16 protein-coding genes and 1 tRNA gene are annotated in these 14,325 nt (G+C 70.7%); 5 read left to right on the top strand and 12 right to left on the bottom strand.

Annotation, left to right across the window (positions count from 1 at the left end; genetic code table 11):
- Positions 1-206: 206 nt before the first annotated feature.
- Positions 207-1,187, bottom strand: coding sequence for a fumarylacetoacetate hydrolase family protein (locus AC3A57_RS18285; RefSeq protein WP_487580223.1), 981 nt, complete (start codon positions 1,185-1,187; stop codon positions 207-209).
- A gap of 220 nt (positions 1,188-1,407) precedes the next feature.
- Between AC3A57_RS18285 and AC3A57_RS18290 the strand changes: the two genes are divergently transcribed.
- Complete coding sequence (locus AC3A57_RS18290; protein ID WP_487580224.1) at positions 1,408-1,887, top strand: GNAT family N-acetyltransferase; 480 nt, start codon at positions 1,408-1,410, stop codon at positions 1,885-1,887.
- Positions 1,888-2,053: 166 nt separating this feature from the next.
- Here the strand turns inward: AC3A57_RS18290 and AC3A57_RS18295 are convergent.
- The 3 genes from AC3A57_RS18295 to rplM form a co-directional block, all read right to left on the bottom strand.
- Positions 2,054-2,128 (bottom strand) — tRNA-Gln (locus tag AC3A57_RS18295).
- A 72-nt stretch (positions 2,129-2,200) separates the two neighbouring features.
- On the bottom strand, positions 2,201-2,593 hold the full coding sequence (gene rpsI, locus AC3A57_RS18300; protein ID WP_221669878.1) for a 30S ribosomal protein S9: 393 nt from the start codon (positions 2,591-2,593) through the stop codon (positions 2,201-2,203).
- 15 nt (positions 2,594-2,608) lie between these two features.
- Positions 2,609-3,037: a 50S ribosomal protein L13 gene (gene rplM, locus AC3A57_RS18305; RefSeq protein ID WP_064749136.1), complete on the bottom strand. Its 429-nt coding sequence runs from the start codon at positions 3,035-3,037 to the stop codon at positions 2,609-2,611.
- Between the two features lie 168 nt (positions 3,038-3,205).
- Here rplM and AC3A57_RS18310 point away from each other — a divergent pair, with 168 nt between their 5' ends.
- Both AC3A57_RS18310 and coq7 read left to right on the top strand, forming a co-directional pair.
- Complete coding sequence (locus AC3A57_RS18310) at positions 3,206-4,360, top strand: (Fe-S)-binding protein (protein WP_487580225.1); 1,155 nt, start codon at positions 3,206-3,208, stop codon at positions 4,358-4,360.
- Between the two features lie 278 nt (positions 4,361-4,638).
- Positions 4,639-5,280 carry a 2-polyprenyl-3-methyl-6-methoxy-1,4-benzoquinone monooxygenase gene (gene coq7, locus AC3A57_RS18315; RefSeq protein ID WP_487580226.1) on the top strand — a complete coding sequence of 214 codons (642 nt, stop codon included), beginning with the start codon at positions 4,639-4,641 and terminating at the stop codon, positions 5,278-5,280.
- A gap of 317 nt (positions 5,281-5,597) precedes the next feature.
- Here the strand turns inward: coq7 and speD are convergent, their stop codons facing one another.
- Complete coding sequence (speD, locus tag AC3A57_RS18320) at positions 5,598-6,392, bottom strand: adenosylmethionine decarboxylase (RefSeq protein ID WP_064747203.1); 795 nt, start codon at positions 6,390-6,392, stop codon at positions 5,598-5,600.
- Between the two features lie 239 nt (positions 6,393-6,631).
- Between speD and crp the strand changes: the two genes are divergently transcribed.
- Both crp and AC3A57_RS18330 read left to right on the top strand, forming a co-directional pair.
- Positions 6,632-7,297: a cAMP-activated global transcriptional regulator CRP gene (crp, locus tag AC3A57_RS18325; RefSeq protein ID WP_064747204.1), complete on the top strand. Its 666-nt coding sequence runs from the start codon at positions 6,632-6,634 to the stop codon at positions 7,295-7,297.
- A gap of 6 nt (positions 7,298-7,303) precedes the next feature.
- Positions 7,304-7,765: a global regulator CLP-associated N-acetyltransferase gene (locus AC3A57_RS18330; protein WP_487580227.1), complete on the top strand. Its 462-nt coding sequence runs from the start codon at positions 7,304-7,306 to the stop codon at positions 7,763-7,765.
- Positions 7,766-7,924: 159 nt separating this feature from the next.
- Here AC3A57_RS18330 and AC3A57_RS18335 read toward each other — a convergent pair whose 3' ends face one another.
- The 7 genes from AC3A57_RS18335 to AC3A57_RS18365 all read right to left on the bottom strand — a co-directional run bounded on the left by AC3A57_RS18335 (position 7,925) and on the right by AC3A57_RS18365 (position 14,239).
- A complete protein-coding gene (locus AC3A57_RS18335; RefSeq protein WP_487580228.1) occupies positions 7,925-8,671 on the bottom strand; it encodes a haloacid dehalogenase-like hydrolase in 747 nt (248 codons plus the stop codon).
- Positions 8,668-9,462, bottom strand: coding sequence for an indole-3-glycerol phosphate synthase TrpC (trpC, locus tag AC3A57_RS18340; protein WP_487580229.1), 795 nt, complete (start codon positions 9,460-9,462; stop codon positions 8,668-8,670). The genes AC3A57_RS18335 and trpC overlap by 4 nt, the downstream gene beginning before the upstream one ends.
- The gene (locus AC3A57_RS18345) at positions 9,459-9,800 is read right to left on the bottom strand and encodes an antibiotic biosynthesis monooxygenase family protein (RefSeq protein ID WP_487580230.1); all 342 of its coding nucleotides are present in this window, start codon (positions 9,798-9,800) and stop codon (positions 9,459-9,461) included. Before AC3A57_RS18345 ends, trpC begins: the two co-directional genes overlap by 4 nt.
- Before the next feature lie 210 nt (positions 9,801-10,010).
- Positions 10,011-11,045 (bottom strand): anthranilate phosphoribosyltransferase, encoded by a 1,035-nt coding sequence (trpD, locus tag AC3A57_RS18350; RefSeq protein WP_487580231.1) that lies wholly within the window; start codon positions 11,043-11,045, stop codon positions 10,011-10,013.
- Between the two features lie 120 nt (positions 11,046-11,165).
- Positions 11,166-11,747: an anthranilate synthase component II gene (locus AC3A57_RS18355; RefSeq protein ID WP_487580232.1), complete on the bottom strand. Its 582-nt coding sequence runs from the start codon at positions 11,745-11,747 to the stop codon at positions 11,166-11,168.
- Positions 11,748-12,209: 462 nt separating this feature from the next.
- Positions 12,210-13,568 (bottom strand): sensor histidine kinase, encoded by a 1,359-nt coding sequence (locus tag AC3A57_RS18360; protein ID WP_487580233.1) that lies wholly within the window; start codon positions 13,566-13,568, stop codon positions 12,210-12,212.
- Positions 13,565-14,239, bottom strand: coding sequence for a winged helix-turn-helix domain-containing protein (locus tag AC3A57_RS18365; protein ID WP_487580234.1), 675 nt, complete (start codon positions 14,237-14,239; stop codon positions 13,565-13,567). The genes AC3A57_RS18360 and AC3A57_RS18365 overlap by 4 nt, the downstream gene beginning before the upstream one ends.
- Between the last annotated feature and the right edge of the window lie 86 nt (positions 14,240-14,325).

Below are 14,325 nucleotides of genomic sequence, written 5' to 3' on the forward strand. Positions count from 1 at the left end.
GGGCTGAGGAACGGTTGAAGAGTAACGAGTAAAGGGCGCGCTCGGGGTCGCGGCGGCGCCGGCCTGCGACTCAGGCCCCGTTTCGGCGCGGCCGGGGTCGCGCACCTCGGCCGGCGGCGCGGCGGCGGCGGGCGCGAAGCGCGCCGGCGGCGGCAACGAAAAACGGGCCGCGCGGGCGGCCCGTTTCGCGGCGCGGCGCCGGGGAATCAGGGCTTTTCGATGCGCTGCTCGATCGCGCCGAAGATGCTGGCGCCGGCGCGGTCGAGCATTTCGATCCGCACCGTATCGCCGAAGCTCATGAACGGCGTGACCGGCTTGCCCTGCTCCAGGGTCTCGACGGTGCGGCGCTCGGCGAAGCAGGACGCGCCCAGCGAGGTGTCCTGGTTGGCGACGGTGCCGGAACCGACGATGGTGCCGGCGGACAGCGGCCGGGTCTTGGCCGCGTGCGCCACCAGTTGGGCGAAGTTGAACTGCATGTCGACGCCGGCTTCCGGCGCGCCGAACCATTCGCCGTTGATGTGGGTCAGCAGCGGCAGGTGCACCTTGCTGTCCTGCCAGGCCTCGCCGAGCTCGTCCGGGGTCACGAACACCGGGCTCAGCGCCGAACGCGGCTTGGACTGCAGGAAGCCGAAGCCCTTGGCCAGTTCGTTCGGGATCAGGTTGCGCAGCGAGACGTCGTTGACCAGGCCGATCAGCTGGATGTGGCCGGCGGCCTGCTCGGCGGTGGCCGCCATCGGCACGTCGTCGGTGACGACCACCACTTCGGCTTCCAGGTCGATGCCGTAGTCCTCGCTGACCACCCGCACCGGGTCGCGCGGACCGTAGAAGCCGGCGCTGACCGCCTGGTACATCAACGGGTCGACGTAGAAGCTTTCCGGAACCTCGGCGCCGCGCGCGCGGCGCACGCGCTCGACGTGCGGCAGGTAGGCGCTGCCGTCGACGAATTCGTAGGCGCGCGGCAACGGCGCGGCCAGCGCGGCCGGGTCCAGTTCGAAGGCGCCCTCGGCCTGGCCGGCGTTGAGCCGGTCGGACAGCGCATTGAGCCGCGGCGCGGCGTTGGACCAGTCCTCCAGCGCGCGCTGCAGGGTATCGGCGATGCCGGCGGCGCGCACGGCGCGGCTCAGGTCGCGCGAAACGACGATCAGCGTGCCGTCGCGGCCGCCTTCTTTCAGGGATCCGAGTTTCATCCAAACCTCGATGCAAGGGCGCCGCGGCGCAATGGTTTCAATTGTAACCGAATCGCCGAGGCAGGTGACCGCGCGGCGCCCAGGGGCGGACAGCCTAACGCGGCCTCGCCCGGGCTCGCGAGAGCCGCCGCAGGCATGCTGCGAACCGGCCCGACCGAGTCAGTCGACCGCGCCGGCGGCGACGCTAGAGTGGCTGCCTGTCCCCCATCGGAGCCCGCTCTTGCCGCATCCGCGACCGATCCTCGCCGCCGACCGCGCCGCCGTCGACGACTTCCTGCGCCGGCGCTGGGGCACGCCGACGATCATGCTCGACGGCCGCGCCATCGACGCCGCCGCCCTGCCCGGCTTCGTCGCCTACGCCGGCGACGCGGTGACCGGCCTGGCGACCCTGCTCGACGAGATGGAATGGTGCGAAATCGTCACCCTCGACGCCGTGCGGCCCCAGTCCGGCCTCGGCACCGCGCTGGTCGAACTGGCCGCGCAACGCGCCCGCGCGCTCGGCCTGGGCCGGTTGCTGGCCCGCACCACCAACGACAACCTCGACGCGCTGCGCTTCTACCAGCGCCGCGGTTTCCGCCTGCACCGGCTGGCGCCGGGAGCGATCGATCGCGAGCGCGAGGCCGACCCGGCGATACCGCTGCTCGGCCGCCACGGCATTGCGCTGCGCGACGAGATCAGCCTGATCCGGCCGCTGGGCTGAGGCCCGGGGCCGGCACAGGGGCCGCTGCGCCGCGATCGGAACTGCGGACCGCAATCCCCGCCGTGCCGGCGCTGCGTTCAGAAAAAACCTTCGGCCAACAAAAAACCCGCCGTGAGGCGGGTTCTTCGTTGCGGCTACGCTGCGCTGCGCGTGACCGGCTTTTGTTTGGCAGCCCCGGATGGATTCGAACCACCGAATGTCTGAGTCAGAGTCAGATGCCTTACCGCTTGGCGACGGGGCTATAAAACGGATTCTAGCGCAAAAATTCGCGACTGCAAAAGCTTGAAGCCGCGAATTCGGCAGTAATCGAAGATTAGCGCTTCGAGAACTGGGTGGCACGACGCGCCTTGTGCAGACCGACCTTCTTACGCTCGACTTCGCGGGCGTCGCGGGTCATGAAGCCGGCCTTGCGCAGCTCGGACTTCAGGGTTTCGTCGTACTCGACCAGCGCGCGGGCGATGCCCAGGCGGATCGCACCGGCCTGGCCGGTGATGCCGCCGCCGGCGACGGTGACGGTGACGTCGAACTTGTCGGTCGACTGGGTCAGCTCGAGCGGCTGGCGCACGATCATGCGCGCGGTCTCGCGGCCGAAGAAGTCTTCGATCGAACGCTGGTTGATGGTGATCTTGCCCTCGCCCTTGCGCAGGAACACGCGAGCGGTGGAGGACTTGCGGCGGCCGGTGCCGTAGTTCTGCTGGATAGCCATGTTCGTATCTTTACCTTAGATGTCCAACGGCTGCGGCTGCTGGGCGGCGTGCGGATGCTCGGAGCCCTTGTAGACCTTGAGCTTGCGATACATGGCGCGGCCCAGCGGGTTCTTCGGCAGCATGCCCTTCACGCCGATCTCGATCACGCGCTCCGGGTGGCGCTCCAGCGCCTGGCCCAGGGTTTCGCTCTTCAGGTTGCCGATGTAACCGGTGAAACGGTGGTACATCTTGTCCTGCAGCTTGTTGCCGGTGACCGCGATCTTCTCGGCGTTGATCACCACCAGGTAATCGCCGGTATCCACGTGCGGGGTGTAGACAGGCTTGTGCTTGCCGCGCAGACGGCGCGCGAGTTCCGAGCACAAGCGGCCGAGCGTCTTGCCCGACGCGTCGACGACGTACCAGTCGCGCTGGACGGTCTCGTTCTTGGCGGTAAAAGTCTTCATTGAGAATTCTGCTGTGGGTGACTGGTCGGGCTGATTCCGGACGCCGGCCGCGTGGCCTGGGCGGGCGGAATTTCGCCTCGCGTTGGAAAGGTGGAGCGAAAGAGGCGAGATCATAGCGGTCCCGCCCGGCCGCCGCAAGTCGGCCCGGCCCGGTGCTAGCATTCGCCGATGCCCGCCGCCCGCCCGCCGACCCCGGACCCGTTGCCGCTGGTCGCCCTGGCCGACCGCTGCGTGCAATGCGGGCTGTGCCTGCCGGCCTGCCCGACCTACGGCCGCGACCGGCTCGAGGCCGAGTCTCCGCGCGGCCGGATCGCCCTGGCGCGGGCCCTGGCCCTGGCCGCCATCCCCCCGACCGGGGTCGCCGACGCCCACCTGGACCACTGCCTGGGCTGCCGCAGCTGCGAGGCGGTGTGTCCGGCCGGGGTCGACTACGGCGCCCTGCTGGTCGCCGCACGCAGCCGCCAGCGCCAACGCCGGCCGCCGCCGTGGCGGCAGCGCCTGATCGAGGCGTTGGCTCGGCGGCCGCGCCTGCTCGGCGCCGCCCTGGGCCTGTATCGCCTGGTGCACCCCGCCCTGCCGGCCGCCTGGCGGCCGCTGCCGCAGCCGCCGGCACGGTCCAGGACCGCGCCCGGCGCGCCTGCGCGGGCGCCCGAGGCCCGCGCCGCGGTGTTCGTAGGCTGCGTCGCGGGGGCCTATGAGCGGCCGCTGCGCGAGGCTTTGGCGCGCCTGGCGGGGGCCGCGGGCCTGGCCTTGGACACGCCCGCGGGACAGGGCTGCTGCGGCGCCCTGCACGCCCATGCCGGCGACCCGGCCGGGGCGGCCGCGCTGGCCGCGGCCAATCGCACCGCCTTCGCCGGCCACGCCACCGTGCTGACCCTGGCCAGCGGCTGCCACGAGTCGGTGGCGCGATCGGCGACCGGCGTCCGCGACGCGCTGGAGGTGCTGGCCGAGCGCGGCGAGCGCCTGCGCTTCCGCCCGACCGCACAGCGCGTGGCCCTGCACCTGCCCTGCAGCCAGCGCAACCTGTCGCGTTCGGCGCCGGCACTGCGCCGCCTGCTGGCGCGGGTGCCGCAACTGCAGGTGGTCGAACTCGACGCCGGCTACGGCTGCTGCGGCGCCTCCGGCAGCCAGATGCTGACCGACCCGGCGCGCGCCGCCGACTTCCGCGCGCCGCTGCTGGAGCAGTTCGCGAGCAGCGGTGCGACGGTCCTGCTCAGCGCCAATATCGGCTGCCGCCTGCACCTGGCCGGCGGCACCGCGTTGCCGGTGCGGCATCCGCTGGAGTTTTTGGCCGATCGCCTGGAGCAGGACCCGCCGGCGTAGGCGATGAGGCGGTCAGGCTGCGGCAGGGGGCTGACGTCTCTGGATCCCCGCTTTCGCGGGGATGACGGTTTGGGAGCGCGCGCCGAAACCTTCTCCCGCCGCCGTTCCCGCACAGGCGGGCTCGGCCTCGTTTCGGCGTGGCCACTACCTGGGACTTCACCAGGGCGGCGCTTCGAATAGCCGCTACGCCGGAACAACGAGCGGGCCGCACCGCGTCCCGGACGATTTGTCCACCCTTCTGACCCGCAACCCTTCCGCGCGCGCCGTAGAATCGGCCCATGATGACTCGCAGCCTCAGCCCCCTGGACCGCGCGCTGGCCGAAGCGCAGCGCGCCCTGGACACCGTGTTCGGCGCGCCCGCGGCCGAGCGCCCCAACCCCGCCGGCAGCACCGCCGAGCTGGTGCTGGAAGCGGACGAGCGCCGCCATTCGGCCGGGCTGATGCGGATCAACCACGTCGGCGAGGTTTGCGCCCAGGCGCTGTACTGCGGCCAGGCCGCGGTCGCCCGCGACCAGACCACCCGCGAGCACCTGCTGCACGCCGCGCAGGAAGAAACCGATCACCTGGCCTGGTGCGCCGACCGCCTGCGCGAGCTCGACAGCCGCCCCAGCCTGCTCAATCCGCTGTGGTACGCCGGCAGCTTCGCCATCGGCGCCCTCGCCGGCCTGCGCGGCGACGGCTGGAACCTGGGCTTCGTGGTCGAGACCGAGCGCCAGGTCGAGGCCCACATCGACGAACACTTGCAATCGCTGCCCGAAGCCGACCAGCGCAGCCGGGCGATCCTGCGCACCATGAAGGCCGACGAGGCCCGCCACGCCGAGAACGCCGAAGCCGCCGGCGCGCGCATCCTGCCGATGCCGGTGCCGGCGCTGATGGCGGCGGCGTCGAAGCTGATGAAGGCGGTCGCCTACAAGATCTGAGCGCAGCGGGGCCGGACGACGCCGGCGACGGCTGGGGCGCCCCTTCCGCTCGCGCTGGAGGATCAAGCTGAAGCCGTAGACGCGGCAGCGGCCTGCGCCTGCCCTCGCCCCGGCCCTCTCCCGCAAGCGGGAGAGGGAGCAAAGCCGCAGCGGCGGCCGGCCTCGCAGACTCTCCCCGCTGCCCCCGTCCGCGCCCGCCCCAAGCGAGGCGCCAGGCAACGAAAAAGGCCGGCTTGCGCCGGCCCTTTCCTGCAACGCGGATCCACCGGACCCGGCCGCAACAGCGAGTCCCGAGTCCCGAGTCCCGAACCCGAGCCTCAATCGGCCAGGTTGCGGCCGTGGTAGAGCTCTTCGATCTCGCGGCGCAGGCGCGCCTCGATCTTCATCCGTTCCTTGAACGACAGGTTCTTGGCCTTTTCCTCGAACAGATAGGTGTCGAGGTCGAACTCCTTCAGGTGCATCTTGGTGTGGAAGATGTTTTCCTGATAGACGTTCACGTCGAGCATCTCGTAGCGCGACTTGATGTTCTTGGCCAGATAATCCTGGATCGAATTGATCTTGTGGTCGATGTAGTGCTTCTTGCCCTTGATGTCGCGAGTGAAACCGCGCACCCGGTAATCCATCACCACGATGTCGGATTCGAAGCTCTCGATCAGGTAATTCAGCGCCTTCAGCGGCGAAATCACCCCGCAGGTGGCGACGTCGATGTCGGCGCGGAAAGTCGCGATGCCGCTGTCCGGATGGGTTTCCGGATAGGTGTGCACGGTGATGTGCGACTTGTCCATGTGCGCGACCACGGCGTCGGAGATGATCTCCTTGCCGGCCGCCTTCTTGTCGATCACCGGTTCCTCGGAAATGAGGATGGTGACCGACGCGCCCTGCGGGTCGTAGTCCTGGCGGGCGATGTTGAGGATGTTCGCGCCGATGATTTCCGCCACATCCGTCAGGATCTGGGTGAGGCGGTCGGCGTTGTACGCCTCGTCGATGTATTCGATATAGCGCCTGCGCTCGTCTTCCGAGGCGGCGAAGCAGACATCGTAGATATTGAACGAGAGGGCCTTGGTGAGGTTGTTGAAACCCTGCAACCGCAGGCGCGGCAACGGCTTGACCACTGTAGGAGGATCCGGACGGACGGCGAGGGCCGCGATTATGAGGCAATTGGCCCCGGGGGGAAACGCACCGCGTTTTTGGGCGCGGTCGATTACAAAAGCGTGACCGCTTCTGCGCTTCCATCATCGCTCTCTATCGGACCGGGATTTTCAGGGGCAGGATTTGCCCCAGCGGCCGGATCGCCCTAAGCTCGGCCGACAGACGAAGCCCATTCCCAATGTCCGCCAACCCGGTAGCTCCCTTGACCGCACTGCGCCGAACCAACAGCCCGTTGTTGCCTGACGGCGCAACGATCGAACGTTTCCTGGCCCACTGCCATCGCCGCCGCTACCCGTCCCGTACGGACGTGTTCCGCCCCGGCGACCCGGCCAGCACCCTCTATTACGTCGTCTCCGGCTCGGTCAGCATCATCACCGAAGAAGAGGACGGCCGCGAACTGGTCCTGGGCTATTTCGGCCAGGGCGAATTCGTGGGCGAACTCGGCCTGTTCATCGAGAGCGACCACCGCGAGGTGATCCTGCGGACCCGCAGCACCTGCGAGCTCGCCGAGATCGGCCACGAGCGCCTCTACGACCTGCTGCTGACCCGGCTGTCGCTGGACGCGCCCAAGCTGCTGTACGCGATCGGCGCGCAGATTTCCCGGCGCCTGCTCGATACCAGCCGCAAGGCCGGCCGCCTGGCCTTCCTCGACGTGACCGACCGCATCGTGCGCGCCCTGCACGACCTGGCCAAGGAACCCGAGGCCATGAGCCACCCGCAGGGCACCCAGTTGCGCGTGTCCCGCCAGGAGCTGTCGCGCCTGGTCGGCTGCTCGCGCGAAATGGCCGGCCGCGTGCTGAAGAAGCTGCAGGCCGACGGCAAGCTCCACGCCCGCGGCAAGACGGTCGTCCTGTACGGGACCCGCTAAGTCCCGATGGGACGAGTCGCATCGTCCGCCGAGACCGCACCCCGGGTGCGGCTCGCGGAACTGGGCGACGCCAGCGACGTGGCCGAGCTGCTGAGCCAGCTCGGCTACCCCTGCACCCGCGATGAAGCCGCCGAGCGCATCGCCGTGCTGCGCGAAGACCCGCGCCATACCCTGCTGCTGGCCGAACTCGACGGCCACGCCTGCGGCCTGATCGCCAGCCACACCCGCTATTCGCTGACCCACGGCGCCGACCTGACCCGGATCACCGCGCTGGTGGTGGCCCGCTCCTGCTATCGCCAGGGCATCGGCCGGCGGCTGCTGCGCGAGGTCGAGCGCCGCGCCCGCCGCGACGGGGTCAGCCGGATCGAAGTGACCAGCAACGAAGGCCGCCTGGAGGCCCACGAGTTCTATCGCCGCTGCGGCTATGCCGACGGCTCGGTGAAGTTCGTCAAAACCCTCGGCGATTGACCGGCGATAGACGGCGCTTATCGAAACGCCCCCAGCTCCGCCCCAGAGCCCACGGATCGACCGATCCGGCAAAGCCCCTCGGCGCCGCCTGGAAGGCTGAACAGGCTTTCCGCCCCATTATGCGCGCGCTGGCGCGGTCGATTTCTTCTTGAGTCCGGCTCAGATCTGCACAGGGCCGGCCGGATCGCCGGCGCGGTCGGGGCAGCCCCAATTGAGGATCGGCGTGCCCGGCGGCAACACCCGGCGGAACATCTCGACCCGTCCGGGCTTGGGATTGACCACCACCGGCGCGCGCGCCGCCTTCAGCAGCGGCAGGTCGGCGCTGCTGTCGGAGTAAGCGATCTCGACCGGGGCGTCGAACCCGACCTCGCGCAGCATGGTCATCTTCATTTCCGAATGGCAGTGGCGGCGCGCGGCCAACGCGCCCAGGCGCGGGCCGACCAACGTCCCGACCACCGGCACGTCCTCGTGGGCGACGAAGGCCAGGATCGCCCGCGCCAGCTCCGGCGGCGCGCCGGTCGCGACCACCACCCGGTCGCCCCGCACCCGGTGCCGGTGCAGCACGTCCAGGGCGATCGGCAGCAGCCGCGCGCGTATCTGCTCGGTGTGCAGGGCCACGTAGCGGTCGATCATCGCGTCCAGGCTGCGCACCCGGCTCAGGCCGACCGTGCCGATCCAGACGAAGGCGGAGATGCCGCGCCGCCGGGTCGGCAGCCAGGCCACCATCGGCCCGGCCACCGGCGCGATCATCAGCGCCAGCAGCATCCGCCACCACGAGCGCTTGATCAGCCAGGCGAACAGGTGGCTGCCGGAATCGCCGTCGTAGAGGGTGTGGTCGAAGTCGAACACCACCAGCGGCGCGCCCTCGCGCACCGGCGGAAAGTGCGCGGGCCGGACCGCGCTCACGCCGCGAACAGCCGCTGCAGCGCCGCGCCCGGGTCGCGTTCGCGCATGAAGCTTTCGCCGACCAGGAAGGTCTCGATGCCGGCCGCGCGCATGCGCGCGACGTCGGCCGGGGTGGCGATGCCGCTTTCGGTGACCAGGGTGCGGTCCGGCGGCACCGCGCCGCGCAGCTCCAGGCTGGTGTCGAGCGAGACCTGGAAGGTGCGCAGGTTGCGGTTGTTGACCCCGATCAGCTCGCAGTCGGTCTGCAGCGCGCGTTCGAGTTCGTCGATGTCGTGCACTTCCACCAGCACGTCCATGCCCAGCTCCATCGCCAGCCCGGCCATCTCGATCATCGGCCCGTCCTCGAGCGCGGCGACGATCAGCAGGATCGCGTCGGCGCCGATCAGCCGCGCCTCGTAGATCTGGTACGGGTCGATGGTGAAATCCTTGCGCAGCACCGGCAGCGCGCAGGCTTCGCGCGCCTCGCCGAGGTAGGCGTTGCTGCCTTGGAAGAAATCGACGTCGGTCAGCACCGACAGGCAGGCCGCGCCGCCGGCTTCGTAGCTGCGGGCGATTTCGGCCGGCTTGAAGTCGGCGCGGATCAGGCCCTTGGACGGGCTGGCCTTCTTGACCTCGGCGATCACCGCGGCCGCGCCATCGGCGTGCTTGCGCTTGATCGCATCGACGAAGCCGCGGGTCGGCAGCTGCATCGCCTGCGCCCGCGCGCGCACGTCGACCAGCGGACGCACCCGGCTGCGCTGTTCGATCTCTTCGCGCTTGCGCGCCAGGATGGTGTTGAGGATGTCGCTCATGCCCTGCTCTTGCTCCCGTACGCGCGCTCGACCTTGGCCACGCGCAATTCGAAATGGTCGTACCAATGCTCGCGCCCGTAGGCGCGGGTGGCGGCGTGCTCGGCCTGGCGCTTCCAGGCCGCGATGGCCGCCTCGTCGGCCCAATAGCTTACGGTGATGCCGTAGCCGTCGTCGCCGCGCACCGACTCGACGCCGAGGAAGCCCGGCTGCCGCGCGGCCAGTTCGACCATGCGCTGCGCGGCCTGGCCGTAGCCGGGGTCGTCCTCGCCGTTGCGCTGCGAGCTGAAGATCACCGCGTAGTACGGCGGGCTGGGCAGTTTGGCGAAGCTGGCGCTCATGCTGGCTCCTGGGAGTTCAGGGGTAAAGCGAAGGCAAGGGCAAATCCCCCCTGCCCCCCTTTTGCAAAGGGGGGAGCGGCAAAGGCGGCGACTTGAGCGAGGCGGCGCTTGCGCGATGCGGCGCTTGCGCGACGCATCCCCCGTTGCGACGCAACGGTTCCCCCCTTTGAAAAAGGGGGGTTAGGGGGGATTTGCTTTTGGCTCGAAGCATCACGCCCCCGCCAACTCCCGAGTCAGCGCCACGAACTCGTCCAGCTTGGCCCGCGCCGCGCCCGAGGCGATCGCCTGGCGCGCCAGGACGATGCCTTCGGCGATGCTCTCGCTCTTGCCGGCCGCGTACAGCGCCGCGCCGGAGTTCAGCGCGACGATCTCGCGCGGCAGGCCGTCGCGGTTCTCCAGCGCCTGCAGCAGCAGCACCCTGGACTCGGCCGCGTCGGCCACGCGCAGGTTGCGGCTGGCGGCCATGGCGATGCCGAAATCCTCCGGGTGCACTTCGTACTCGCGCACCTGCCCGTCGCGCAGTTCGCCGACCAGGGTGCCGGCGCCGAGCGAGAGCTCGTCCATGCCGTCGCGGCCCCACACCACCAGCGCGCGCTGCGCGCCCATCTCCTGCAGCACGCGCACCTGGATGCCGACCAGGTCGGGGTGGAACACGCCCATCAGGATGCTCGGCGCGCCGGCCGGATTGGTCAGCGGGCCGAGAATGTTGAACAGGGTGCGCACGCCCATCTCGCGCCGCACCGGCGCCACCACCTTCATCGCCGGGTGGTGCACCGGGGCGAACATGAAGCCGATCCCGGCGCGTTCGATGCACTGCCCGACCTGCTCGGGCTGCAGCTCGATCGCCGCGCCCAGCGCCTCGAGCACGTCGGCGCTGCCGGACTTGGACGAGACGCTGCGGTTGCCGTGCTTGGCGACCTTGGCCCCGGCCGCGGCGACCACGAACATGCTGGCGGTGGAAATGTTGAAGGTGTGCGCGCCGTCGCCGCCGGTGCCGACGATATCGACCAGGTGGCTGCGGTCGGCGACCTCGACCGGGCGGGCGAACTCGCGCAGCACGGTGGCCGCGCCGGCGATCTCGCCGACGGTTTCCTTCTTCACCCGCAGGCCAGTCAGGATCGCTGCGGTCATGGTCGACGAGACTTCGCCGCGCATGATCGTGCGCATCAGCTCGACCATTTCGTCGTGGAAGATTTCGCGGTGCTCGATGGTGCGCTGCAGGGCTTCTTGCGGGGTCAGGGGCATGGGATCGGGGCCTGATGGATGGACGGGACGGGCTCGGCGCTGCGGGGCGGGATCAGCCTCGCCATCGCCGCCGGCCGCGTCCGTGGCGCAGGTCGCGCAGCGAACACCGCAGCCGCGCGCTCATCGCTGCAGGAAGTTGCGCAGCAGGGCGTGGCCGTGCTCGGTCTTGATCGACTCGGGGTGGAACTGCACGCCCTCGACCGGATGCTCGCGGTGGCGCAGGCCCATGATCTCCTCGAAGCCGCCGTCGTCGAACTCGGTCCAGGCGGTGACCTCCAGGCAGTCCGGCAGGCTGTCGCGCTCGACCACCAGCGAGTGGTAGCGGGTCGCCTCGTAGCCGTCCGGCAGGCCGGCGAACACGCCCCGGCCCTGGTGCCGGATCGGCGACGTCTTGCCGTGCATGATCCGCTTGGCCCGGATCACCTGGCCGCCGTAGGCCTGGCCCAGGCTCTGGTGGCCCAGGCACACGCCCAGGATCGGGGTGGTCGCGCCGAGCCGGCGGATCACCTCCAGCGAGACCCCGGCCTGGTCCGGCGTGCACGGACCGGGCGAGATCACGATCCGCTCCGGCGCCAGGCGCTCGATCTCGTCCACCGACAGCTCGTCGTTGCGGATCACCTGCACCGGCGCGCCCAGCGCCTGCAGGTACTGGACGAGGTTGTAGGTAAAGCTGTCGTAGTTGTCGATCATCAGGACGGACATGACGCGCCTCGAATGCGGAGGTTGCCGGGGTGCGGACCGGCCAGGATGCCGGCGTCGGGTTGCGTCGGCTGCGACGCGGCGCGGCCGCGTGCGGGCGCGGACGCCGGCGCACGCCCGCACCGGCGCGAGGGCCGGTGGAGACGGGGATTACGGGAAGCGATGCAGGCTCCGGCCGGCGCAGGACCGGCGGGGCGGCGCGCGCAGGCGCGGCGGGGGGAATCAGCGTCCGGCAGGACGGGGGTCGTAGGCGGGGTCACGCAGCGGATCCTCGGAGGGCGGCAAAGCGGGGACGAAGGCGGCACGCCACCATCGCCAGCCCAGGCCGGCCCCTGCGGATTTCTGCGGAATTGCGCGAACGATCATGGCCCTACTTTAACCGCTAGGCTCGGGTCTGCGCGAGAGGCCCATCCCGCGCCGGCCCGACCGTACGGGGCCGACCGGGCCGCCCGCGGCACCACGGTCTCAATCCGCGCTCGCCAGACTCACCCGCACCCGCAACCCCGGCGCCTGGTCCAACAACGCGATGCGGCCGCCGTGGCGGTGCGCGATCGCCCGCACCAGGCTCATGCCCAGGCCGATGCCGGGCGAGCCGCGATGCGCCTCCAGGCGCTGGAAGCGGTCGAACACCCGCTCGCGGTCGGCGGCCGGGATGCCCGGGCCGCGGTCGCCGATCTCCAGCACGGTCTCGTCGCGCTCGCGGCGCAGCGCGACCTCGACCTCGCTCGCCGGCGGCGCGTACTTGACCGCGTTGTCGAGCAGGTTGACCAGCAGCTGGAACAACTGGTCGGCGTCGCCGCGCACCCGCGCTTTTGCCGTCGCGGCGATGCGCAGCGCGATGCCGCGCTCGGCGGCGATCGGCGTGTACAGCTCGACCGCATCGGCGGCCAGCGCGGCCAGGTCCAGCGCCGGCTCGTCGTGGACCGGCGGCTGCGCCTCGATCCGCGCCAGCCGCAGCAGCGCGCCGAACGACTGCAGCAATTGATCGGTCTCGGCGATGGCCGCGTCCAGGCGCGCGCCGGTATCGCCGTCGGCGCGCGTGCGCAGTTCTTCCAGGCGGTTGCGCAGCCGGGTCAGCGGCGTGCGCAGGTCGTGGGCGATGTGGTCGGTGGCATGGCGCACGCCGCCGAGCAGGTCCTCGATCCGGTCGAGCATGGCGTTGAAGCGGCGCGCGAGCCGGTCGAAGGCGTCGTCGCTGCCGTCCGGGGTGGCGCGCAACGCGAGCTCGCCGCGGCCGACCCGCTCGGCGGTGTCGTCGAGATGGCGCAGCCGGCGCGAGACCCAGCGCGAGGTCAGCCAGCCGACCAGGGCGCCCAGGCTGGCCGCGACCAACAGCGCCACCAGCGCGGTGCGCAGCATCAGCGCCAGGAACCGGTCCTGGCTGCGGGTGCGGGTGCCGGTCAGCAAGGTGCTGCCGTCGGGCAGGCGCTGCAGCTGCGCGACCACGCGCAGCTTGCCGTCGCCGCCCGGCTCGGCGAATTCGATCCAACGCGCGCCGCGCCGATGGGTCGGCAGGCGCGGATAGTCGCCGACGATCATCCGCCCGTCGTGCGCGCTCAGGGCGTAGACCGCGTCGGGATCTTCGTCGCTGGCGATGCGCTCGCGCAGTTCGCTCAGCAGCGCAGCGCGGCCGTCGTCGCGGTACAGCTCGACCAGGCCGGCGGCGTCGACCCGGACCAGTTCGCGCGCGTCCTGGGTCAGCAGCGCCGACACCGCGTAGTGCACGCCGGCGCCGAGCAGGACGAAGGCGAGCAGGAACGAGGCGGTGACCGCCAGCGCCAAGCGCGCGCTGGTCGAACGCGGCCACGGCCGCCAGCGGCTCATGCGCCGAGCCGGTAGCCGGCGCCGCGCACGGTGTGCAGCAAAGGCCGCGGAAAGCCCTGGTCGATCTTCTGCCGCAGCCGGCTGATGTGCACGTCGATGACGTTGGTCTGCGGGTCGAAGTGGTAGTCCCACACCGCCTCCAGCAGCATGGTCCGGGTCACCACGCGCTCGGCCTGGCGCATCAGGTACTCGAGCAGACGGAATTCGCGCGGCTGCAGCTCGATGCGCTTGTCGCCGCGGCGCGCCTCGCGGCTGAGCAGGTCCAGTTCCAGGTCGGCCACCCGCAGCCGGGTCGGCTCGCTGCCGCCGGCCTGGCCGCGGCGGGCGATGCTGTCCAGGCGCGCGGACAGTTCGGCATAGGCGAAGGGTTTGACCAGATAGTCGTCGGCGCCGGCGCGCAGGCCTTCGACGCGATGGTCGATGTCGCCGAGCGCGGTCAGCAGCAGCACCGGCACCCGGTTGCCGGCCCCGCGCAGGGTCTGCAGCAGGGTCATGCCGTCCAGCCCGGGCAGCATGCGGTCGAGCACGATCGCATCGAACGGCTCGGTGGTGGCCAGGAACAGGCCGTCCTTGCCGTTGTCGGCATGGTCGACCGCGTGGCCGTCCTCGCGCAGCCCCTTGGTGATGAAACCGGCGGTGTGGGGGTCGTCTTCGACGATCAGGACGCGCATGCCGACTCCGGACTCGCGACGGCGCAACGGGGACGGCGACAGAATACGCCGCCGGTCTGCGGCCGCGACGTAAAACCGCCGCGGCG

The organism is Lysobacter sp. Soil_C_15, assembly GCF_057657315.1.

Coding starts and splice junctions, on each gene's coding strand:
- AC3A57_RS18310 (WP_487580225.1), top strand. CDS start 3,206: ATGCCCGCCGCCCGCCCGCCGACCCCGGACCCGTTGCCGCTGGTCGCC.
- AC3A57_RS18365 (WP_487580234.1), bottom strand. CDS start 14,239: ATGCGCGTCCTGATCGTCGAAGACGACCCCCACACCGCCGGTTTCATC.
- AC3A57_RS18360 (WP_487580233.1), bottom strand. CDS start 13,568: ATGAGCCGCTGGCGGCCGTGGCCGCGTTCGACCAGCGCGCGCTTGGCG.
- rpsI (WP_221669878.1), bottom strand. CDS start 2,593: ATGGCTATCCAGCAGAACTACGGCACCGGCCGCCGCAAGTCCTCCACC.
- AC3A57_RS18330 (WP_487580227.1), top strand. CDS start 7,304: ATGGGACGAGTCGCATCGTCCGCCGAGACCGCACCCCGGGTGCGGCTC.
- AC3A57_RS18285 (WP_487580223.1), bottom strand. CDS start 1,187: ATGAAACTCGGATCCCTGAAAGAAGGCGGCCGCGACGGCACGCTGATC.
- trpD (WP_487580231.1), bottom strand. CDS start 11,045: ATGCCCCTGACCCCGCAAGAAGCCCTGCAGCGCACCATCGAGCACCGC.
- rplM (WP_064749136.1), bottom strand. CDS start 3,037: ATGAAGACTTTTACCGCCAAGAACGAGACCGTCCAGCGCGACTGGTAC.
- AC3A57_RS18345 (WP_487580230.1), bottom strand. CDS start 9,800: ATGAGCGCCAGCTTCGCCAAACTGCCCAGCCCGCCGTACTACGCGGTG.
- trpC (WP_487580229.1), bottom strand. CDS start 9,462: ATGAGCGACATCCTCAACACCATCCTGGCGCGCAAGCGCGAAGAGATC.
- AC3A57_RS18355 (WP_487580232.1), bottom strand. CDS start 11,747: ATGTCCGTCCTGATGATCGACAACTACGACAGCTTTACCTACAACCTC.
- coq7 (WP_487580226.1), top strand. CDS start 4,639: ATGATGACTCGCAGCCTCAGCCCCCTGGACCGCGCGCTGGCCGAAGCG.